This window comes from Planctomycetota bacterium, assembly GCA_021414025.1.
Taxonomy (GTDB): Bacteria; Planctomycetota; Phycisphaerae; order Phycisphaerales; family SM1A02; genus SYAC01.
Genome location: JAIOPG010000007.1, coordinates 147731 through 170204 on the forward strand (window position 1 = coordinate 147731; position 22474 = coordinate 170204).

A 22474-nucleotide genomic window follows, 5' to 3' on the forward strand; every position below is an offset into this window, starting at 1 on the left:
CACAAGGCTTGCTATCTTCCCGGCGCGCCTTTCCCTTCGTTCCCAAACCCCTCAAGACTTCTGGGCCACCACATGAACTTTCCAATCCTTCGCGCCCTTGCGTTCTTCTGTTTGCTCTCAAGCGTCTGCTTCGGCTTCGCGGTGGGAGAAGATGTCCTGGTCACGTTGAACTCGGGCGAAGTGCTGCGCGGCGAGGTGATCAGCGACAAGGACGGCGTGGTGATGCTCAAGCACGCGTTGCTGGGCGAACTCAAGATCAATCGCGATGCGATCGTGAAAATCTCGCCGGCGCCGGCGCTGCCCGCGCCCCCTGTGGCAAAGACGCCGCCCGCTGCCGACGCGGCAGCGAAGGCGCCCGCAACCAAATTCGCTGAGAAGGCGGCCGAACCTGCGTCCGTGCCTGCGGAAACTTCACGCGCGAACGAGCCCTCCTCCGAGGCAGTCAAGGCGCCCGACACCTTGATCAAGTCCGCCGACTACACCGTCGTCGCCACGCCCGCTGAGCTCGCCAAGGCCGCGGCCGATGCCGCCAAAGATCCGCACGAACCCGTCTGGAAGGGTCAGTTCGAGTTCAACGCCACCTTCGTCGACGCGGTCAACACGCAGTTCGACCTTCGCGCCGCCGCCCAGGTCACCCGCGAAACGATCGACGACAAGCTCAAGGCCTACGCGGAGTACTACTTCCGCACGCTCAGCCCGAATACCAGCTCATCCGGCAACGGCAACATCACCGACAACAACCTGCTCACCAACATCACCTACGACCGCTTCCTCAACCCGACTCCGTGGCTTTTGTTCGGCAAGGGGCAGTACCAGTACGACATGACGCAAAACTGGGAGAACCGGATCAGCGCGTGGGGTGGAGTCGGCTACCGCTTCTTCGACGACCCCAAGAAGTTCACGCTCACCGGCAAGCTCGGTTTGGGTGCCACGCATGAGTTCGGCAGCTCCGACATGACCCAGCCCAACGGCTACGCGGAAATTGCCATGGGCTGGCAGATCTCCGAGCGGCAGAAGCTGAATTTCTCCAGCTACATCTCCCCCGACCTGGCCAACTTCAACAACTACTTCATTCAGACGCGGCTGGAGTGGAGCATGAAGATCGACTTGTACACCGGCCTGAGCGTGGTCGCCGGCCTGCGCGACGACTACCAGAGCCAGCCCTCCAATGGATCCACGGGCAATGACTTCCGCGGCTATTTCGGCTTGAAACTGGAACTTTGATTCACCTTGGCTCGGTTCATGATGGAGCTTTGATTCAATCCCCTCTCAGAAAGGTTCGCTATGAAGATCATTCAGGAATTCAAGGATTTTGCGCTCAAAGGCAACGCGATGGACTTGGCCGTCGGCGTCATCATCGGAGCCGCGTTCGGCAAAATCGTGAACTCCCTCGTTCAGGACATGATCAATCCCGTCATCGGCATGCTGATCGGCGGCGTGGACCTGTCGAACTGGAAGATCGTGCTTAAGAGGGGCGTCGAGGCGAACCCGGCGGCGAACATTGCCGCTGTTCCGGATGTTGCGATCAAGCTCGGCGCATTCCTGAACATGTGCATCGAGTTCCTCATCGTGGCGGCAAGCGTGTTCCTGATGGTGAAGGCGCTCAACACGCTCACCAACCTGAGGTTGAAGAAAGCAAAGGCGGAAGCGAAAGCGGAAGCGAAGTGAAACGGCGACCGGGTTGGTCGCGAAGTTTCAGTTGCGTCCCCTGCGGCGTGTGATCAGCGGCCGCCACCAGGCGAGTAGCGCTGCGCGGTCCTTTTGCGGCACCTCTCCTGCTTCCATGGCGAGCCGGGCGAATTCGTTGATTTGTTTTTCGCGGGCCGCGCCCTTTGATTTGTGCAATGTGCGCAGCACGTTGGCGGCGCGGTCCCATGCGGCCGTGTTCGTCGGCAGCGGCAGCGCCGCGACTTGCTTGGCGGAGAGTTTCAGCGCGCTCGGAGAAAGCCCGGCACCGGCGTGACGCCACCAGGCCTCGGCGCTAGTCACCGGCGAGAGCAGAGCCGCCAGAATTCGCCACAGGTCCGCGCTCTTGTGCGGCACCACGCGAATCAACGGAACGCTTGGAGCCAGGCGGCCGGTCGCGTCGACCACTGCTTCGATCACCTTGGTCTGCACAGCCACGATCACCTTGGGGCGACGGGCGTCGGCGAGCCACTCCTTCATGTAGGGATCTCGGGCGGCGGCTCGCTCATTGACTTCGGGGTGCTTCCATGCTTTCCCAAGAAGCCGAACCGGTTTCTCGCCCCACATGCAATGCGCCCAGTCGATCAGGCCGGTGGTGACAATGCGCAGGCCGCTCGAACTCTGGGAATCCTTGATCGCGCCGCGCAGGCCGTAGTACTGATCGCGGAAATCGGCGGCCACGCGAGCGCGATCGCCGATGACGCCCGATGCGCGGGACTTCACCCGGGGAACTCCGGCGTGCGCCGCCATGGCCGCACTCCAGCGACCTTTCCATTCCGGCCACGACAGCTTCAAGCCCGGGCCAGGCAGCACTCGCAGCGATGGCGCGTGCGACCGCCCATTTCCCTTCGCTTTGTGAAAAGCAAGAATCGCAACATGCGTCGAGGCGCTCACCCACCGCTGCCGATCAAAGTAGATGCACTCCAGTTGGGCCAGAGTGCTCACGCGATCGCGAATCGCTTCTGCGTGGGACGCCGACAGGACGCTGATCGGCTCGATCATGGCCATGCGGCCGCCCGGCTTCAATGCCTCGGCGCCGAGCACCAGGAATGCGCCGGCCATGTCGGCGTAGCCGCGCACCACGCCATCGAAGCGGTCGAGCAATTTCTTGGCGCGGCTTCGCTGCACCACCGTCGCGCCGCCCAACTGGCTAAGGAAGGGTGGATTGCCCACAACGATGTCAAAGGAACCGATGAGGCTCCTCTCAAACAGCGCGTCGCCCACTCGAATTTGTTTCGCGAACTGCTTCGCTGCCGCTGGCGACAACTTGAGAATGTGCGCAATCCGAGTTCGCGCTATGGAAACCGCGATGGGATCGATGTCGACGCCGTGCAGACTTTTCGCGATCGCCTCCTTGGCGAAACCGGCTTTCACGAGCGAGCGGGCGGCCGCGATGAGCAGATTTCCGCTGCCGCATGCTGGGTCAAGCACGCTAGGGCAGGGCCGCGTTGACGCAGCGTGTGACCTTTTCAGATGGTCCTTCAACCAGGGTGTGAGCGAAAGTTGAATGAGCACATCCGCAAGAATTTGCGGCGTGTAGAAGGCGCCGAGCTGCGTGCGTCTCTGACCCGTAGTTTTTGAGGCGCGACCGAGCGAGGCTTCATAGGAAGCAGAGAGCCACTCCTGATCGATACCTGCGCGAAATGTTGCGGCGCTCGCCGATGTCCGTGGCATGCGGGTGCAATCTATTCGTTACAATTCACCCTTGCTGCGGGCGTAGCTCAGTTGGTAGAGCGTCAGCTTCCCAAGCTGAATGTCGAGGGTTCGAGTCCCTTTGCCCGCTTTCGTGTGATAGCACTGCGGATCGCGAATTAGCGAACCTGCCCATGTTTGGCAGAGAGGCTCAAACGGTGCTGCAAGGCGGTAACTAACACTTTCGACCTTAGAGTTGCCTATGAGCTAGGCAACGTCCATTATTTCACCGCGCATGCCCAAGTACCGGTTGCACAACCCGACGGGTCTCGCCATCGTGCGTCTGCGTGGGCGAGATATCTAGCGCGGTACGCACGACTGCGTACCGGATTTCGGTAGCGGCGTGGCCAACTACGGCCAAGCAGGAGCCGGTCGACCGCGCTGGCACGCAATTCACCCCTTGATGGACTTGTCGCAGCGGCCCAGCCATCTTCGCCACATGATGGCTAGCGCGTCATCGCGAGATTGGCTCGCTGCTTCGTTGCTCTCGTCACGCAGCCCGCGCCGTCTTGCATCCTCGGCGACCAGTATCCAGTACATCGGCTCCAGGCATCCTAGGCCACTCGCGCTGCGGATGGACGGAAGTCTCACCAGTTGAGAGTGGTCGCAAGAAGTCAGTTCGACGGCCAGGCGATACAGCGCTCGCCAGGCAGACTCTGCTTCATTGCGAGGAAGGCGGATGTCGGCCGATTCGAACAACGGCGGAGGGTCAGGGTCGATTGTGAATTCCTTTAGCGCATCCGTGTAGGCGTGGAGACTGCTTATAGCGTGCGAGTAGCTGCCGAGTTCGACACCCAACCATCCGGCTATGACTTCCTGGATGAACGTGAACTGCACAAGGTTGTAGGGCAGGCCACGGAACAGGTCGTTGCTCCTACAAGTCTGAAGCCAATGAAGTCGGCCATGGACCAGCCTCAGGCAGCTGAGCACGTTGCAGGGCACGTCTCCAGATCTCGCAATGCCGTCATCGGACGGGAGATCGTCCGGCGGGTTCCAAATCGAGAGCACCACTTGGCGTGTCTCTCCGTTCGCACTCAGTACAGCGGCCGCACGGCCGAGTTGGTCAAATCCCCATCGCCCTCGGAGCCGAGCGCCGTACGCACCCGCCGCTCGTGCGCCGCCACCCACAAACTTGCCATACACCGGGAACCAATGTTCGAGGAAGGGCACGTCATCTGCCCCCGCAAGAATCTGTACCACCTCTGCGATAGCGAAAGCGATGTTCATAGCGGGCAATCGAGACGCCACCCAGCGGGCCCGAGGATTGCTGATCGAGACTGAAGCGTGCAACATCTCAACCGTGTTGCCGGCACGCGAGCCCACCTCGTGAGTGCCGACGCGGCCGATGATTGAGGAAGCCGCTTGACGCCAGACAGCGTCCGCAGATTGTGCGTCAAATACCTTCAAGTGCGGGTCCGTCGCAGTTGTTTGGAAAGCAAATCATTGATTTTCCACTTCGGTGGAAACCAGAGCGCCAACGGCTCGGGCCTAGCTTGGAATACTTGTTTGATACGGGTGCGTCCTGTCAGTCCAATCACCTTCGGATGGATCACCCGGGCGTACTTGTCGACCTCGCAGAACAGATTTTGGCAGTCGATTAACTGGAGACGACGGTCTCCCAATCGCTCGAATTGCAGTCCGCGCTGTTCGAACTCGTGGTCCTGCCGATCGGCCACGAGCTTGATGAGGTCGACCTCGCTGAGCCCGCCCCGAGAACCAAAGCACTTGGCGATGCCGTCACGCGCTCCCGGCCCGGGCACCACGAACGTCATCTCGTCGAAGTCCATGACCGGTGAATAGTTGAGATCAATCGCAAGTTGGAAGGCGAGAAATGGTCCGAGGGTGGGGTATGACCGCAGAGCTTCGTACACGGCTCCCAGAGAGGACGCACTCGTGACCCGGTTCACAATGCCATCCTTCATCATGTAGTTGATCAGAGCAAGGTGATTGCGGTGTTTCTCTGCGGAACCGAACGTTGAGCGTCCAGAGGGCATGATGTAGGCGCCAGAGTAGATACGGAGTCCAGTTGTCCGTGCGCGCGTCAACACACTCGCATACCGGGTCGGGTTGAATCCCTTCCAAGCCAATTCGCCCAAGTGACGCTGGAGCAGATGCCATGTCTCAATCTTGTTGAACAGCTTGAACAGTAGTATGCGGAAGACAACCTCTTCGGCACGATCGGACCCACGGTAGATAACCTGAGCGATCAGAAACTGACTCACACGGTCAGCCGCTCGGTATGCATTGGTAAACTTGTGACGCAGAAGCACCGGGTCGTTCGTCCAAGGCGACAGGGTGCCCCGTGCTCGTCTCATCAAGATCGCCTGACGCTCAGCCGCAAACCTCCAGTAGCTCTCATACACCGGGGTCGTGTTAACCGGACTCAGCCGGCTAAACACATACGGCGGAGCAGTGCGCATCGTCGACGCAGGTTTGCGATTTCGGATCTTGGTCGTGGCGCGCGGCATCGAGTTACTCAGGCAGAAGGAGTTGGGCGCTGGGCAGCCAATCCGCCCAGGATGAGTTCGGAATTGTCTGCGTGGTTGCCATCGTCATGAAGGACATGGACTGGGAACGAGACTCCTAGCGACTCCACGAATTCCGAGTACGCGGTGTGGAGACGACTGCAGTCGTCACATGGCGCCGCCGCACCGCTTCTGCGCCCCATGAGCACATAGGCGGCGGTCGGTGCTGCAAAACCCCAGTGGTGTTCGGCGAGTTGCCGAAGCAGGGTTAGGGTCGTATCGTCAATACCGGCAACACGGCCGTACACAATCGTGGACCACCAGAAGCGATCCATGATGACGGTATCGCCCCGCTCGTATGCGGGTCGAATTCGGGTTCGGATAGCATCTATGTGGGCGGCGGCATGAAGCACCTGAAGTGCTGCCGCATCGATGCGAGTAACGCCATATACAGCGGGGTTGTGGTGCAAATCATAAACGAGTTTCCCTAAAGTTCCGGGTTCGTTGCCTGGAAATGCGAAACATGACACAGCCTTGCCGTCGGCACGCAATCGCTCGGCCAAGAGCCGTGAAGTCGTGCTCTTACCCGCGCCATCAGGTCCCTCCAAAATGATCAAGCGTCCTAGGGTCATGCAGTAGCCTCCTCCGCTACGGGTGCTTCCGACACGATTCCTCGCAGGCAGGTGGCGAGCGCCCGTGTGGCCGACTTGGAAACGCCGCCGCGTTCGGGCAGGGCAACAAAGATGTTCACGCGGGCGAGGGGCAGGTCCATTTCGTGGGCCATGAACGTCGCGAGCTGGCACAAGCCGAGGTAGTTGCCGTATCCACGGTCAAAGATGTATTCCGTAGGGTAATACGCCGAAAGAGCGAGCCCTTGATCGGTGTGACTGAAGCTGATTTGCTGCAAGCATGGGAATCCGGCGAGTGCGGCCCCGGTGTGGTCCTTTGCCGGGTCGTAGAGGCTTACCTGGAGTGCACTGCGTCTGGTCGTGCCCTCATCGCGCTCCCACCACCGAAGGATTTCTCCAAGCTGATTGACCCGCTTTGGCTCAAGGGCGACACCGTGAACCCCGGTGGCATCAATCATCCGGAGGAAGTAGGTGCCGCGGCGATTGAGCCCACAGATACGTTTGAGCCGAGGAAACACTCTCGTTGTGTAGTGCTCAAAAAGCTCCGTAGCGGGGCGCGGAGCACGGGGCGACCAACACATGTGTGGGAAGATGGTGCTCGCGGTGGCGGATACATTCTGGACTTTGCGTTTGCCGGCAACCCGATTGATGGCGATGATCGTCCGGTCGAGCGCCGCTCGGATTTCGGCGTTTTCAACGGGTTCGCGGAGACCATTGAACTCGGTGATCGATAGAACAAGCGGATGCGGGAGTTCGCCCCTCGGCGCGTCAAACACACGCACAAAGGCTAGCGCCCACGCCACGGACAAGTTTCCCGCGGGCACGACGATGGCGTCATGGCTCATCGGGATCCTCCAAGTGCCTGTGCACCGCAGCACCGTCGTAGCACTTTGGCATTACGCGAATGAATGAGCTCCACTCCGAACGGGCATCCTCCGCTCGTGCTAGTCCCCGTCGAACCGCGCAGATGGTCACACGGTCGGCCGACTGGTCAACGATCTCCACGGCGTTCCCCTCAATACTGGAGCCGGCCGGCAGAAATGCCAAGTCGCCAACGACAAGGTCCACGGGACGGTCCGACCAGTGCTTGTCCACGACAAAGACATTCTCGGAAGTTGGGCGACCTGTGATTGTTTGGCGGATTGAATTCGCTTGGAACCCAACCAAGTGATCAAACACGGGACCAGCGATGGAGCGGATCGTCCAGCGGAGATGATGGACGAGTGTCTGATACCCAACGCCCAAATGCCCCGCGGCGATGAACACCTGCTCGGGCGTTGGCCTCGCCATCGACCATCCGCGTGACCCGAATACGCGAGTCACCGCGGCTTGTGGCATCAACAAGTGTCCGCCGAAGAGGTTGGCGAGCATTTCCTCTGGGTCTTGTGCACGACTTCGACCGGCACCCTCGATGTATTCATCGACTTTCGTGCCGTGCCCGAACACATGGTGCGCGATCTCGTGCGCACAAGTCGAGGATTGGTAGCCGGCGGGACGATCTGACCCAAGGACGATTGTCGGGTCGTCCCCTCCTGAGTACATTCCAGCCAAACTGGGAAGCGGCTTGTACCAGACCTCCACGTCCAGCTGTTCGGCGACATCAACTGCGCACACAGCGTGGTCGGTGGGGATAGCGAGCCGTTTACGGAGTTCGATCGCGCGGCGGAGTGCGAGCCGGGCAACATCGATGGTGGCAAGCATCACGCGCCACCTTTCTTCCCGATCGCTGTGAGCAACTTGATCACGCGCTTGAGGTCGGCGGGCTTGAGCCGCCTGAGCTCTTTCGCCGCAAGCTCAAGCTGGGGATCAACCGCTTCTTTGTCCGGGTCCTCTGTCTTCGTCAGCCAGGACACAGAAACGCGGTAATGCTGGGCGAAGAGTGGAAGTTCCTCCGCAGCCACGCGGCGCTGACCAGCCTCGATCTGGCTCATTGTTGGTCGGTGCCAACCCATTAGTTTGGCCACCTGGCCCTGGCTCAGGCCCGCTTGCTCCCGCGCAATGCGCAGGCGGTTTGCGATGGAATCACGTTGCATACCTGATGCGGACATCGGGTCAGGCCCCTTTCTTTGCCGGGGTCGGCTGTTGTGCACGCGCCCATGCCTTGAGTTCCCCAAGAGTTCGCATGCGATTCTCCCTCTCGTGCACCAGCGGATTGAAGTCGCCGGGAACGGTGATTCCGAGCCTTGCCTCCAAGTCACAGGCCAACTCAACGCCATCCTGACTCGTGAGACCTGCTTGCATCAGGTTCGAGCCGTCACCAATGGAGGTCGGACGACCTCCTCTGTTCAGCAGTTCTCCTACGATCCTCTCAACTACCCGATCCGACTTAATGCCCTTGTTCATAAGTACCCTTTCGTATGGTAATCGAATCTTACCACACTGTTCGGCAAAGTCAAATCGAGGACAATGGCCTGTTTATCCCATCGTACTGCGCCGCGGCTTGACCCTCCTCGAACAGACCGCCCGTCCCTTGGGGAGGTGACGAGGCCGCTTCTAGAGCTTTTTTTGGAAAACCCCTCTCCCGATCTTCCTAAGTTGAACGTTGAGCATCCGAGCCCTTTTGCTCGCTTGAAGCCAAAGCACATTCACTTTGAAACTTTGCGGGGCTTCTTTGCCTTGCCGGTTAATCCAAGCAAGGGTTGCTCCAGCTTCTGATACATGCTGAAAAGGAACTCCACCCTCTCACGTTCGCTTGTGAAGGGCTCCTTGCGGTAGCACTTGTCCACGGCACGGTCGAGCGCGTCGTGCGCCTTCACCAAGGCTGGCGGCATTGCGCTTGGGTCGTACAAATCCGCAAGTGTCTGACCTTTGCATTGGAACCGCGTGTCGAGAACGGCTTTCGCGGCATCTTCAATCAACTTTCGTTTCGCATCCGTGAAATCCTGTGGGAATGGATAGTTGTTGTAGACAAGGGACACCGAATAACGATAGTCCGACTTGATGCGCCCACAGATCTGCTTCACCCACGCCATGTGCATGGTGGAAGTTAGGATTCCGAAATGAAAGAGTTTTGCATCAGCGATGACTAAGCAACTGTTGCTTGTAAGCGTGTCAGCTGGCAAGTATCCGATCGGAATGAATCGTCGCGTTTCAGATGTATGAAGCGGAATGAGCAGATACGGAGCTTTCGGAATGAACTCCACATGAAACCGCGTTGGCGTTCGAGCCAGATTCTGGGTCGGAAGACTTTTACTTGCCTCACGAAATTTCCGCACCGCCGCGATACGCTCCATAACCAGCGGCATGGAACGCAATTCCGCCGGCTCCGTGTCGCCAAGCCAAAGGCACCAGCGCGGCACATTTGAAATGAATTCGTCCGCGCCCATGAATCGGCGGAAGTACTTCGCCGACTTCGGCTCCTGGGCAATAAAAGCGTCACGCTCCTTCAAGGTAAAGAGATAGTTGCTGTCGTCAATTGGCTTGTTGCCAACCCCCGCCTCCGGAACTTTGCAAAGCGGCGTCGACCGGTTCGTGATGACAATGTCTCCACCTTCGACCAAATAGGGACTGATGTTCTTCGCCTGCACAACCAGGGGATTGGACGTTTCATAGTCCGTGATGCGCCGCTCCGTCGGGACCCCCTGCCCAAACCCAATGATGACGACATGGACATGCGCCGCTCCACGAGCCTCGCTCTCCCAGGGGAATGTGCGGTGGGCAAAGTGAATCTTGATGCCGCGCTTGAAGAGTTCGCCCCACAGCACGCCCACCTGCTCGCCGTGGCTGATGCTGTTGGTGGAAACGAAGGCACATCGAATCGGCGTGCCCTTGATGTAATCGCTGGATTTGAGATACCAACCCGACACATAGTCAAGCAGGCCGCCGCTCTTGATGCCATCGGTCACCCGCTCCATGTCCTTGGATTGATCCGCCGAAAGAAGCTTGGCCCCGACGAATGGCGGATTGCCCATGATGAAGGAGCAGCGCGACGCCGGAAGGACTTGGTTCCAGTCCAGTTGAAGCGCGTTTCCAAGTTGAATCTTGGCGACATTTCGCAGCGGCAGGCGCGAGAATGAAATTCCATGCAGAATCTTTTGATCTTCCTGGCGCTCCGCAAGGATCAAGGCGACTTCCGCAATTCGCGCGGGCCACTCGCCGATCTCAATGCCATGCATTTGGCTTGGCGAAACCTTGAGCTTTTGTGGGTCCAAATTACGGCCGTGCCTTTTGACATCCCCCTTTTTCTTGCGCTCATACTGCGACAATCGCTCAAGGCATTCATGCTCGAGTCGTCGCAAGTTCTTGTAGGCGCACACGAGAAAGTTTCCACAACCACAGGCCGGATCCAGAAACTGAAGCGAGGAAATTTTTTCATGGAATTTCACAAGCCGATTCGGTTCGTTTCCGCACCCCTCTAATTCCCGTTCCAATTCGTCCAGAAACAAGGATCGAATGACTTTCATGATGTCCGCTTCGGAGGTGTAGTGCGCACCGACCTGCCGCCGCTCGCCCCTCTCCATGACGCATTGAAAAAGGCTTCCGAAGACCGCAGGCGATATCTGCGACCAATCAAAGTCACAACAGCGCACCAAGGCGTCACGCATGGCGCTATTGAAATTTGTAAACCCTAAATCTTCCTTGAACAGGTCGCCATTGACATACGGCAGGTTCTCGAACAGGGGCGGCGGGCTTGGGTTGCGCTTGCCTTCCTGGGTTGGAGTGTCGAGCACGCGAAATGCATGGGCCAGCATGGCACCCAAATCCGAGCCGTCTTCGCGCGTGGATTTGACGATGTCGTAAAAATCGTTGTCCTGGAAAATATCAGTGTCTTCGGCGAACAAACAGAACAAGCATCGAACCAAGAATTGCTGGAGTTGATGTCCTTGGTATCCCCCCGCCTCCAATGCATCATGCAACTTGCCCAGGACTTCAACAGCCTTGATGTTGATGCCAACTTCGTGCTCCGGCCGCTCGGCTTTCTTGCCGGCGATGAACATCAGAGCATCGATGTTCTTCGGCAAGTCGATGGTCTTGAAATTGGCAAGCGGTTCTTTGAGACCATCGGATTCCAGGTCGTAGACCCGAATTCGTTCGAAGTCGCTGATGACCAAGTATCGGGGTGCTTCGTGCGGTCTACCTTCACGTGCGAAGCACTGCACATAGTCAACTGCTTGTTTCAGAGCCTTGGCAAATTCGCTTTTTGAGCACCCCCTGCTCTTCTGCTCGGCGATCATGACGCCGGGGTAGAAGACATCAATGGCGGATGTGTAGCCCTTGAGATTAGGAATCGGCTCCTCAAATGTTGCCACCAACTTTCGGTCGATGCCATACACCTTGAATAGTTCCGCCCACCAAGTCTGCTTATGACTTTCTTCTTTGGTTGGTTTGATCCCGTTATTGCCCTCCCATACTTGGGCAAATCGCTTTGCTGCCTCTTTCATCTGAGCCCTAGTCAGAGGCCGCTGGTCTCCTGAAGAATCGTTGAGGGGCATGGGTGCGGAAAGACTAACATCGGCCACCTCTTCATTTTGAATTGCTCGTCATACGATCGTGCAATCGCCGATTGCTTCAGCCCACTCACGGATACGGAAACTGCTTCAGGATGATCCCGACATTGCCCCCGGTCTGATACTGGGCCGCGCGATAGACCTGGCAGATTTCCTTGGTCTGCTCGACCAGATTGGCGGCGGGATAGCTTCCCGTGCAACCCGGCTGGTCGCGACTGATGCAATTGTCGCAGCCGAATGGATAGACCCCCACCGTTCCATGTCCGGCTCCATAGGGCAGCGTCGCGTTGCGATCGCCGCTGAAGGTCGGCGCCGCGCCAGGGTTGTTGGCAATCGACGGCACCGGAATGAGCTGGTTCGCGCCAAAGGTTCCCCAGTTGGGCACCGTCGTCTGCGCGGGGAACAGATATCCGCTGGTGCTGAAGAAGTACGGGTAGTGTCCGTTCGGCGGCGCCATCGACAGATTGCCCGCGGGAATCGGCAGCGTCATCTCCCAGAGTGCGTTGACGCCGTTCACTTCGCTGATGTCGACGACCTCGCCGCCCAAGTACCGCGAGTCCACATTCAGCGTGACCTCCGCGAAGGTGGCCCCGATGCCGACCCCCTGCGTGACATCGGTGATGCACTGGCTGTTGTTGGTGCCGGCCGTGCCGTTGACATAGAAGTTCGCAGAGAAGGTCAGATGCGGCGCGAAGGACGCCGTGTTTCCCGCATTCAGGAAGAAGTGGCCCTGTGTCGCCGTGCCCATCGGGCCGTTGGTCGGCGTGATCACCCCCTCGCCCGACGCGAAACTTCCCGTGAACGCCACCTGGCCCAAGTTGAAAATCTCTTCCGAGTGCGGGTAGCTGGGATTGGACACCGAGACCGGCGTGAGCACGATGTAGAAGTATTGCCGCTGCGCCGTGGCATTCTTCACCGACACGGTCGTGAATTGCGCAGGCAGGCCGCCCAGAATCGAGGGGCGGAAGATTTCCTCTGCAGGAGCGGGGTCCCCCGCCGGAATGGCCGAACCGCCGCCCACCTGCTGCTTCGGCGGAACGGGCGGTTTGACTGAAGCGGCTCCCGCCAAGACTGCCATCACCACCACGCCGAACAAACCCAAACTGCGCATTGACTGCATCACATCATTCTCCTTGCGGGCGAGCGTATGCGACGGGCCATGCCGGATTCAAGGGGTCATCATTGAATCCCTTCGTTGGGATTCGCGCACATCGAGCGGCGATTCCTACTTGCCCTGCAATTTCCTCAGATAGCTGCCGCAATAGGTGGAGCCGCTGCGCGCGTCCAGATGCGTGAGGATGTGCAGACACAGATCGGGCGACTTGATGATGTCGGCGCAGAGCACCGCGAACTTGCCGAGCTTGTCCGGGCTCAGCTCATCCAGTTTCATCCAATCGCGCACATAGGTCGCGTCGGACCAGAGGCATTGATTCAGCCCCTGCATGGGATTCGCGTCGACCACCAACGGCTTGAAGCAGCGGCTGCCGAACATCGGAAACGCGTGGAAGGCGAATCCCTGGCTGCGCATAAAGATGTCGACATCGGCGAAGAGCGGCTGATTCTCGTACATCGGAACGAACTCCACCTCGACCTGAACCACGGTGGCGTCCTTGAGCACGCGCTGGGCGTTTTGCAAAACGCTCAGCTCGGAGCCCTGGATGTCGAGTTTGATGAAGTCGACATCGCCGATGCCCTGCACATCGTCCAGGCGCGTGGTCTGCACAGGATGCTCCGCGACGGGGGTCGTGAGCTCGTGGAGCATGTTGAATTTCTCCAGCAGCTTGGTGTTGGGCCGGAAGAGCGAGCCGGTTGCGACCCAGTTGGTCTCGTAGTAGGTGGCGGCTTTCCCGTCGCCGATGAAGTAGGGGAAGAACTGGTGCGGGGGGCCGAACATCTGGCGGAGCTTTTCGCACGCGGCTTCATTGGGCTCGAAGCCGATGAGCCGTCCCAGACCACTGGTGAGCAATTCCTTGTAGGGCGGATCCGTCCCGACATGGCTGGCGCCGATGTCAAGAATGCCGATCGGAGTCGTCGGCTTGAAGAGTGGCGAGAACGAAATGGGATCCGCGGCTGATGTCACCGGCGCATGGTACTGGTGCACGCAGACGAGCTGCGCCGCGCGACGATGACGGCGCATCGAACCTGCGTGAATTCGCTCAGCCGACAGGCATTTATCGGCTTGCGCCGGGCCCAATTCGGTTTATTCCGTTTTCAATGTGCGGCAAATTCCTTCTGATCGCGGCCCCCACGCGGATGCAATGCGATTCTGCACATGCGACCGGCTGATGCCGTCTATGAACACCTGCGATTAATTCATGTCCACCACACCTCTCAAGATCCTTTGCAGTTTCACCGCCGGCGTCGCCCTGTTCTGCGCGGCCCGAAGCGAGGCGGGCTTCTACATTTCCACCGGCCAGATGGGCGCCCAGGTGCAGTGCGACACGAACCACACGCAATCATGGACCTTTCATGTCACCCAGGATGTCTCCGATGTAATGGGCGCGAGCCTGGTCATGAAGCGCGGTTCGCAGACCAGCGCCGGCATCACGTTCCGGATCAATGAGATCACGCTGAACGACGACGTGGCCAGCGCTACCACACTGCTTTCAGTCACCCTGGGCAGCTCCGCGTTCTCGCAACAGTTCAACAATGTGGTTTTCCAAGCGGCTCCGATCACGCTGCGGGCCGGGCACACCTACACGGCCGTGCTGTCCTCCACGGCGCCCAATCAACAGAGCAAGGCCTACTTCATCAAGCGAGCCGATCTTTCGTGGACCGATGCCGGCGGCTCTGCAACGACGACCAGCGGCTTCATCGAACCGGGCGCGGCTCCCGTGCCTGCGCCGGGAGCCGCCCTGCTACTGGCGTTTGGCGTGATGAACCACCGGCGGCGCGTCATCGCGTAAGCGTGCTCGCACTCGAGTGCACTGTCGTGCCTCACCGTTTGGCGCCAAGGCCGTTGAGCCTCCGCGATATAGTGCGTGCGTCCCATGCCCCCGCTTCCCGAACAACTCCTGAGCGAACTGGCGGCCAAGGTCGCGGCGATTGAGTCCGCCGACGCCGCCGGCGCCGGCCCGCACTGGGGCGGCGTGCACAAGCTGCTGCTCAAGGCCAAGGTCGACCCCAACGCCATCATGCGCCTGGTCGGCTCGCGCGACGTGACCGAACTGAAGCACGTGCTGGCCCGCCTGCGCGGCGAGGAGATCGCCTCCGAGACCATCGCGCCGCCGCCCTCCGCCCCCGTGGTCGACCCGGCGGTCATGCAAAGCGCGCTCAAGACCTTCCGCCGCCGCGTGAAGTTCGCCCAGCTCGACGCCGAGTCAAAGCTGGGCGTCGGACCCATGAGCGGCGGATCGAAGCACAAGATCGAGGCGATGATTCCGCCGCGCGAATTCCCGATGGATGTGTGGGAGGCTCTGGTGCACGCGGGCAAGCTGCGCCGCGAAGGCCAGGGCTTCTACTCGCTGGTCGACGACAACAGCCAAGTGCATTGGTGAGCCGTCCCTCGCGAGCGCGTCGCGAATGAACGCTGAGACTTCCGAATCCCAGGTCGCTCAGTTGGCGCTGGGCTGAGGCGGCGGCGTCGGCACGCCATCTCGCTTGCGAGGTTGACGCATCGGCTTGTCGCCGTCGGGCCCGCGATTGTTGTCGCGGAATTGATCGGCACGTGGGCCATCATTGTTGCCGTGACCTTGCGGGTCGCCTTGCATCTGGCCGTCCTGACCATTCTGCATCGGACGGTTCATCGGTCCGCCCTGCGCCCGCATGCGCTGGTCGAATTGCCCCATCATGTTTCGTGGAGCCATGGTTCGGCGGCCCTGCACTTTTCGACCCACGACGAACGCCAGCATCATGAGCGCGATGAAAAGCGCCACCCACAGGCAGAAGAGCATCCGCTTGGTGGTCGTCTCCAATTTCTGAAGGCGGCTTCCGCATTGGCAATCCGGCCCGCACCCGGGTCCGCAGGAAGCGGCTTTGCAGATCGAAGCACGGTGGGCGTCGGTCTCGGCGTGTGCGGCGGCGGATGAGTTCGGGTCGGACATTGGTGTTCCTTTCGAGGAAGTCAGCGGAGCAGCGAAAATCCTAGCATGCCTTGATTCAAATCCCAACGCGCGTCGAGGCGCGAGCGGGACTCTTTTCAACGGGAGCGGGCCGCCTTCATTGCGGCCACATGGGCAAACGCACGCGATTACTCCTCGCCAAGAGCGACTTGTGACACAGAGGAAGTGGTTTGTGCCTCCAGAAGCACCAGATGCATCGAAATATTCGTCATGGAGAGGCCATGTTCCTCGGCGATGACCTGCGCATAGGCGGTCAATTGCGGTGCGTGGTGCGCCGCCCGCTCCTGCTTCCACGCCTGCTGGTCTTGCGTGTCGCGGTCGAATGCGTCAGTCTTGAAGTCGATGATCCGGGCGCCCGTCCATTGCCCTGGTTTTCCAATCAGCTCCACCCGGTCGATGATGCCCTCCTGCACGCCGCCGCTCTGGAAGAGGCGGACGAACTTGCGCTCATTGAAGAGCGCCGCATCGCCCTCGGGTTTGGCGAGCATTGACTTGATGTCGCCGCATTGCAACTGTTCGATGGTCCGCTTCACCACCTCCGTGATGTTCGTCGGCGATCGCTGCGGAAAGAGTGCCCGCGCCTTGGCGACAAGTGGCGCAGCATCGGGCTTCCACTCGCCGCTCCAGCGCACGCTTTCCGCGACCAGGTGGGCGATGGTGCCGCGCTCGGTCGCAAGCAATTTCCCCGGCGTTCGAGTCGGTTGCGCCGCTCGCGCGGTCCAACTTCCTGACGCGGGTGCAACTGCGGGCGCCGAAGCCGCCTCGAACGAAGGCGAACGAAGGGCGCGAACTTTCGCCCCGTGCGCCGCCGGCGCCGACACTGCGACCCGAATTTCCTTGGCGCCATCTTGGGCGCCCTCCTTTGTGTCGCCCACCGGCCGAGTCCATTGCTCGTTGCCCAGCGTGGTGATCTCAAAGCCATTCTTTATTTCCGTCGTGGCGTCCGTCATGGTCAGGATCGCCTCGCACACCATTCCGGCGGGAGTTGGACCGAAACTATCCTTCTTTTTTGCCGCGGTGATCCACAGACCCTGCCTGGCCCGCGTCAGCGCGACATAGAGCTGGCTCAGCTGCTCCTGCAGGCGGAAATCCTCCGCGTGCTCCATGGTGGATTGGTAGCGCTCGGGCACCGGATGCGCAGTGATCCACGGCACGACGCACTTGGGCGGCTCCAGCACCTGCTCGCGATCAACGGCGAATGTGGGACGCGAAGACTCCTTGGCATCGATGCCCGCGTGGTAGATCACGGCGTCCCATTCCAGACCCTTGGCCTGGTGGATGTTGATCACCTCGATCTCGTGGCTCGGCGGATCCTGCACGCGCAGCGCGGCCAGCGACTCCACCAAGTCATCGATGGTGCGCGACGAATCCTGCTCCAATTGCGTGGCTTCCTGGATGAGTCGCGCCAGTCGCAGCCGGTCGCTCGAGTCGAAGATGGATTCCCCGGCCTTCTCCTGCTGGTCGATGTGATTGAGACGGCGAAGCCACTGCGAGAATGTGCCGGCAATTCCCTGCTGGGCCAGCGTCCGGCGGATCGCGGCGGCGGCCTGACCGCGCGCGATGTCCCGCTGCTTGCGGATTTCGGGCGGCGCATCCTGGCACGCCCACTGCGGATCCAGTCCCAGCGCGCGCCCCAGCGGCGTGGTGGCCGCGCCAAAGAGGCTGATCGTGTCGCCGGGATGGGAGCTGAAGCGCAGCACGTCCAGGAACGCCACGACCGCGGGCGAAGTCTGCAGGTCGCCCCCCGCGCGGGCCACGCAGGGTGTCTCGGGCGAGATGGCGCGGATGCGCTCGACGAGGCGGGCCACATCCTTGTTGCGCCGCGCGATAATCGCGACCCTGATCTTGCCGCCGGCTCGTCGAAATTGCTCGATCGCGATCGCGGCGCTGGCCTCAATCAGCATCTGCCCGCGATTGCCTTGGATGAAATTCAGCGCCCGGACCTGCACGCACCCGGCAAGATCCTTGTGCTTGGGCGCGGCCTCGTGATTGCAGTAGCCCTCGGTCCAATTGCGGCAGGCCACCTGGAAATTCTGCGTGCTCGGCTCCTCAGGATCCGCGAACACATTGGCATCGCCCGTTCGCAGGCGATTGAATAGGTGGTCGACGAATCCAAGGATCACCGGGGCACTGCGCCAGGAGGTGAAGAGGTCGCGCTTCACGATGCGCCCTTCGGCGTGGCCCTCATGGATCATCGATTCAAAGTTGCGCAGCAGCCGCGGCTCGCCGGCGCGCCATCCATAGATGGACTGCTTGGGGTCGCCCACCACCATCAGGCTGCGGAATCGCTCGTCGTCGTTGGTGGAGGCGATCTCCTGGGCCAGCAGCCGCAGCGCCAGCCACTGCCCCACGCTGGTGTCCTGGAACTCGTCCAGCAGCAGGTGGTCGATGCGGGCGTCGAGTCGGAAGGCGATGTCGCTCTTGTCGATGTCACGCATGGCGATCGAGAGCGAGCGGGTGACCGATTCAAAGGTCACCTTCTCCTCCTCGGCCATCATGCGCCGCCACTCCTGGTCGATGCGCTGCAGGAATTCCGCCCAGCCGCGGGCGGCGCCGCCGATGGCGCGGTCCTCAATCGCGGCGATGTGCCCAAGCAACATCCGGATGGCGGCGACGCAATCGCTGGGAATGGGAGTGCGATAGTAGAGAGGTGCATGGGGATCTTCGCAGACACTCGCCTGCGGCCCCCCCTTCTTCCATTCGCGCCATTCATTCATTGTGCGCGGAAGCGGATTTAAGTCTTCCAGCATCTTGCCATAGCCGCTGCGGGGTTTTGACATGGCATCCACGGCCCGCCGTAAATCATCAACGGCCTTGGCCAGCTGACTTGCGTCGAGCAGCTTTCCGGAAGTTTTTTCACTTGGCGGCGACCACGCGGGCGGAATCGATTCAGGATCGGTCCCCGGTGCGATCGAATCCCGGTAGGCGGTCAGGCCATTGTCCACCTTGTCCAGCAGGACACGCTCCACCGAACTCGCCGCGACACCGGAGCGCACACTTTGCAATCGCTGGGCGTCCGCCTCCACATTGACGGAGGCGTCCATCACCCGCTGCAGCGCCCGCCGCGACGCCGCGATCGTCTCCGCCTCGCTCAGGAATTGCAGGGGCAGCGGCAGGCCCGCCTCGCGTCCGAAGGACTGGGCCATGCGGGTGAAGACGCTGTCGATGGTGCGGATTTCCAGGCGGTCGAATTCCTGGGTCAATCGATTGAGGATCTGCGCCGGATCGAAGGCTGTGCGAAGCTCCGGATTGCGCTTGAGGATGTCGCCTTCCAGCGACGCGCGCTCCTTTTTCTGGGCCGCGGTGGCCTTTGGTGTGGCGCCCAGCACCGCGTCGGCGAGCCGCTTGAGAATGCGGTTGCGGATCTCCCCCGCCGCGGCGCGGGTGAAGGTGGTGGCGAGCACGGAGGCGGCGTTGAACTTTTCGCCGCCCTGGGCCTCGCGCTGCAGCAGCGCGGCGATGATCTCGATGTAACGCGTCGAGAGCTCGTAGGTCTTGCCGCTTCCGGCGTTGGCGACGATGCGGACCATGCGACTCATGCCGGATCCCGTATCGGCAGCTTCGATGCGAGCTTGATCGTTGGCGCGGACGCTCATTCGGCCGCTCCCTCGCCGGATTCATCCGACGCATCGGACTCGCCCGTGGGCAGGCAGAGCGCCCGCCGCACGCGGGCAAATTTCTCGCCTTGATCCTCGCCGGTGTCGGCAAACTTTCCGGCGCGGATGCACCGGATGACTTCGCGTGCCGCTTCCAGTCCGCTCTCCACGGGCGCCGCCAGCGGACACCAGGCGCAGGGCTCATTGGAAGCGGGCATCGAAAGCACGCCGGCTTCGATCTTGTCCGCTGCGGCTTCCGCCAGGCCCGCGAGAGCAGCTTCGTCCGCCGCACACTGACCGACCAATCCCTTGTAGAGGGGCAACTGCAGGTCGATCCACTCTCTGCCGTTGAAGACCTTCTTCTTGAAGTCAAATCCCTTGTCACTGGACTTGTAATCGATGATGCGCCAGCCATGATCGGGATGAAAGTCGATGCGGTCAACGCGCATCGAGATCTTCTGTTCCTGACCGTCGACATCGATCGTGACGATGGTCGCCCACTCGACCACTTTGACGCTCCAGCCCAGCCGAATCTGCTGATGGTGCCAGTTCACCAGGTGTGCGAGACGCCTTTCGATTTCGCGCACCTGCAGCTGGATCGAAGGCCGAAGGGACGAGCCATATTTGTGCGCAGCTTTCTCGTGCAGTTTCTTCTTGAGATGCGCCAGACATCGCTCCTCGTAATCCGCTACATCGCCGTCCAATGACACAACGCTTTCCTCCGCCAGACCCTGGACCGCGTCATGGAGCAGGTTTCCGAAATCGGCGGCGTTCAGTTCCATTTCGTCCGGCTCGGGGGCATTCAATTGCAGGATCTTCTCGAGCCAGTAGCGATAGGGATTCTTGATGTAGGCGGAGAAGTCCGTGGCGTTCATCACCTCAGGCGCCTTCGCTTGCGGCACGGGCGGAATTGCGAAGGCGCTGCGCTTGCCCGCCTTCCATTGGAATACAGGGCGGTGCCGGATCGGCGCCGCCAGCGGATCGGTGAGCAGCAGAATGCGCCGCGCGTTCGCCACCGGGTCTTTGGGCAGGAGCAGGCGACTGGGTTTCAGCGGATCTCCATCGGAACCTGATCGCCCCGCGATGATCGCCAGCTGGTCCGCGCCGCTCCGCGCCGCCAGCGCGCTGAGCAGATAGGCGTCGCGGGCGAAGCGAGTGGCGCGGCTGGGCAGGCCGATGCGTTGGCGAATGGCCTCGTTGAACCATCCATCGGCTTGGGGCGAGGAGGGCAGGCTGCCCTCGCAGACGCCGGCCAGCACGAATTTCCGCGCTGGCTCGAACAAGGTTTCGAGCCAGCCGACGGTGTCCACGCTGGTCGCGTCGCTCGAGTCGGGCACGGAAATATCCGCGCAGAGCATCAGCGCCAGCGAGAGCGCGTCCGCCGCCGTGCCCACTTCGCCGGCCGCCGCGCTTTCCTGCGCCCGCCGCATGGTCTTGACGAATTCCTCCAGCGCACGGGCGGTGACGGCGGAATCGCTTTGGGCGAACATCGCGGGCATCCACTGCACCAACTGCCCCCAGCGCTCGCCCAGCGGCCTCGTTGTCCCAGCCTCGGGAGACAAGTCCGCGAGGCACCAGCTCAACTTCGACTCGATTGCCTCGGCCACTTTCTTGCGCTCCTCGCCCGAGGTGAACTTGAACCGCGTCCACAACGCCGCGGTGGAGCCCGGCTTCATCCGCTCGCGAAGTTTGTCCAGCTCCTGCACAAGGTCGATGGCATTGTCCTCCGGCGCGCCGGTGATCGCGGCAATGCGGATCAACTCGACGAATGAAGCGGGTTCGCCGCTCTGCGCGGCCCGCTCCAGACGTTCCAGGCACTTGCCGATTTCGGTCTGGGAAAACCGCAGCCCGCTTCCGGCATGCACCGTCCGACCATGCTCGGCGAACGCCCGCGACATGGTGGGCAGCATCGACTCATCCGCCAGCACCAGGGCCGTGTCCCCCGTGTCGCTCGCACCGGCCAGCATCGAATAGCGGGCCAGCGCCGCCGCGGCCTGATCAGCGGGATCCTCCGCCACCTCGATCATGGAGTCCGCAAGTTCCGGACCGCTGGTGAAGCCGCTTTCCACGACGACGCCCAGATCATCGAAGCCGCTCTCATGACTCTGCGGCGCCAGCACAAGCGCGTGCACCTGCACCGGCGCGCCATTGCACTGCATGCCCGCCAGCTCTCGCGAGAGAAATGCGACATTGCGAGCCAGATCGGGAAGTCCCGCCAGGATCAACGCGCCGCACCGGGGCTTCCAGCCCCTGGCCGCGAGGTCGATCACGTCGCTGCGTTCGAGCAATTCCATGCCGTTGGCGCGGCCCATCTGGGACAGCTCGCCCTTCATCGCGACGCGAAGTTGCGCCAACTGCTCCCACGCCTCGCGCATGGTGGGGCTCGCCTGCAGCAGATCGAGCCTGGCGATCGCCTCGACGCTCCAGTGCGCGTCGTCAGCGCGGTCGATGACATCGAGCAGACGCCGAGCCGGCCGGGCCAGCGCCGCCAGCGACGTTCCGCGCGCCGCCGGAATCAACGTGCTGCGCAGGGATTCCTCCTTGGCCAGCGCCCGCGAGAGGGCGGCCAGACGATCGAGCGGCCCCGCCACGCATGCGCCCGCCGGCGTCTGGAAGGCGCTGAGGACGAACTTCCCCGGCGTGGCCATCTCCGGAGGAATCATCGCTCCCTTGATCGCATTGCGCAGCGCCGCCAGCACCTGCCGCCGCGCTCCGGCGCCGGGCACCACCACCAGCACCGAGCTGAAATCCAGGACGCCGTCGACCATGGCCGCCAGCGCTTCGCTCCGCTCGCTCAGCCACCGCGCCACGCTCTGCGCCGCGCTCTCGGTCCAGCCAAGGAAATGGCGTTCGGGTCTGGGCGTGCTCATGTTTCCTTCAAACGATTGTTCTCGTTGA

Annotated in this window: 18 protein-coding genes and 1 tRNA gene; 5 read left to right on the forward strand and 14 right to left on the reverse strand. The window is 61.2% G+C overall.

What is annotated here, in order from left to right; genetic code table 11:
* Positions 1 to 72: 72 nt before the first annotated feature.
* Entirely contained in the window at positions 73 to 1224 is a 1152-nt protein-coding gene (locus K8R92_09745; GenBank protein MCE9620178.1) for a DUF481 domain-containing protein, read from the forward strand.
* Between the two features lie 60 nt (positions 1225 to 1284).
* A complete protein-coding gene (gene mscL, locus K8R92_09750) occupies positions 1285 to 1668 on the forward strand; it encodes a large conductance mechanosensitive channel protein MscL (GenBank protein ID MCE9620179.1) in 384 nt (127 codons plus the stop codon).
* Positions 1669 to 1695: 27 nt separating this feature from the next.
* On the opposite strand, the gene K8R92_09755 is transcribed toward mscL, so the two are convergent.
* Positions 1696 to 3360, reverse strand: coding sequence for an SAM-dependent methyltransferase (locus K8R92_09755; GenBank protein ID MCE9620180.1), 1665 nt, complete (start codon positions 3358 to 3360; stop codon positions 1696 to 1698).
* 36 nt (positions 3361 to 3396) lie between these two features.
* On the opposite strand from K8R92_09755, the gene K8R92_09760 reads away from it, so the two are divergent.
* Positions 3397 to 3469 (forward strand) — tRNA-Gly (locus K8R92_09760).
* A gap of 302 nt (positions 3470 to 3771) precedes the next feature.
* Here the strand turns inward: K8R92_09760 and K8R92_09765 are convergent.
* The 10 genes from K8R92_09765 to K8R92_09810 form a co-directional block, all read right to left on the reverse strand.
* Positions 3772 to 4605, reverse strand: coding sequence for a thymidylate synthase (locus tag K8R92_09765; protein ID MCE9620181.1), 834 nt, complete (start codon positions 4603 to 4605; stop codon positions 3772 to 3774).
* 176 nt (positions 4606 to 4781) lie between these two features.
* Complete coding sequence (locus tag K8R92_09770) at positions 4782 to 5846, reverse strand: hypothetical protein (protein ID MCE9620182.1); 1065 nt, start codon at positions 5844 to 5846, stop codon at positions 4782 to 4784.
* 8 nt (positions 5847 to 5854) lie between these two features.
* Positions 5855 to 6475: a hypothetical protein gene (locus K8R92_09775; protein ID MCE9620183.1), complete on the reverse strand. Its 621-nt coding sequence runs from the start codon at positions 6473 to 6475 to the stop codon at positions 5855 to 5857.
* Complete coding sequence (locus tag K8R92_09780; protein MCE9620184.1) at positions 6472 to 7317, reverse strand: thymidylate synthase; 846 nt, start codon at positions 7315 to 7317, stop codon at positions 6472 to 6474. Before K8R92_09780 ends, K8R92_09775 begins: the two co-directional genes overlap by 4 nt.
* The gene (locus K8R92_09785; GenBank protein MCE9620185.1) at positions 7307 to 8173 is read right to left on the reverse strand and encodes an ImmA/IrrE family metallo-endopeptidase; all 867 of its coding nucleotides are present in this window, start codon (positions 8171 to 8173) and stop codon (positions 7307 to 7309) included. Before K8R92_09785 ends, K8R92_09780 begins: the two co-directional genes overlap by 11 nt.
* Complete coding sequence (locus K8R92_09790; GenBank protein MCE9620186.1) at positions 8173 to 8520, reverse strand: helix-turn-helix domain-containing protein; 348 nt, start codon at positions 8518 to 8520, stop codon at positions 8173 to 8175. The genes K8R92_09785 and K8R92_09790 overlap by 1 nt, the downstream gene beginning before the upstream one ends.
* 4 nt (positions 8521 to 8524) lie before the next feature.
* Positions 8525 to 8815, reverse strand: a complete 291-nt coding sequence (locus K8R92_09795) for an acyl carrier protein (protein ID MCE9620187.1) — start codon at positions 8813 to 8815, stop codon at positions 8525 to 8527.
* Between the two features lie 242 nt (positions 8816 to 9057).
* A complete protein-coding gene (locus K8R92_09800; GenBank protein MCE9620188.1) occupies positions 9058 to 11904 on the reverse strand; it encodes a class I SAM-dependent DNA methyltransferase in 2847 nt (948 codons plus the stop codon).
* Positions 11905 to 11989: 85 nt separating this feature from the next.
* Positions 11990 to 13039 (reverse strand): hypothetical protein, encoded by a 1050-nt coding sequence (locus K8R92_09805; GenBank protein ID MCE9620189.1) that lies wholly within the window; start codon positions 13037 to 13039, stop codon positions 11990 to 11992.
* Between the two features lie 105 nt (positions 13040 to 13144).
* Positions 13145 to 14056, reverse strand: a complete 912-nt coding sequence (locus K8R92_09810; GenBank protein ID MCE9620190.1) for an FkbM family methyltransferase — start codon at positions 14054 to 14056, stop codon at positions 13145 to 13147.
* A gap of 178 nt (positions 14057 to 14234) precedes the next feature.
* Between K8R92_09810 and K8R92_09815 the strand changes: the two genes are divergently transcribed.
* Both K8R92_09815 and K8R92_09820 read left to right on the forward strand, forming a co-directional pair.
* Positions 14235 to 14825, forward strand: a complete 591-nt coding sequence (locus K8R92_09815) for a hypothetical protein (GenBank protein MCE9620191.1) — start codon at positions 14235 to 14237, stop codon at positions 14823 to 14825.
* 84 nt (positions 14826 to 14909) lie between these two features.
* Positions 14910 to 15416, forward strand: coding sequence for a hypothetical protein (locus tag K8R92_09820; GenBank protein MCE9620192.1), 507 nt, complete (start codon positions 14910 to 14912; stop codon positions 15414 to 15416).
* 57 nt (positions 15417 to 15473) lie between these two features.
* Here the strand turns inward: K8R92_09820 and K8R92_09825 are convergent, their stop codons facing one another.
* The 3 genes from K8R92_09825 to K8R92_09835 all read right to left on the reverse strand — a co-directional run bounded on the left by K8R92_09825 (position 15474) and on the right by K8R92_09835 (position 22446).
* On the reverse strand, positions 15474 to 15962 hold the full coding sequence (locus tag K8R92_09825; protein MCE9620193.1) for a hypothetical protein: 489 nt from the start codon (positions 15960 to 15962) through the stop codon (positions 15474 to 15476).
* Positions 15963 to 16108: 146 nt separating this feature from the next.
* Positions 16109 to 19576, reverse strand: a complete 3468-nt coding sequence (locus K8R92_09830; GenBank protein MCE9620194.1) for a UvrD-helicase domain-containing protein — start codon at positions 19574 to 19576, stop codon at positions 16109 to 16111.
* Positions 19573 to 22446: a PD-(D/E)XK nuclease family protein gene (locus K8R92_09835; GenBank protein ID MCE9620195.1), complete on the reverse strand. Its 2874-nt coding sequence runs from the start codon at positions 22444 to 22446 to the stop codon at positions 19573 to 19575. Before K8R92_09835 ends, K8R92_09830 begins: the two co-directional genes overlap by 4 nt.
* Positions 22447 to 22474 lie beyond the last annotated feature (28 nt).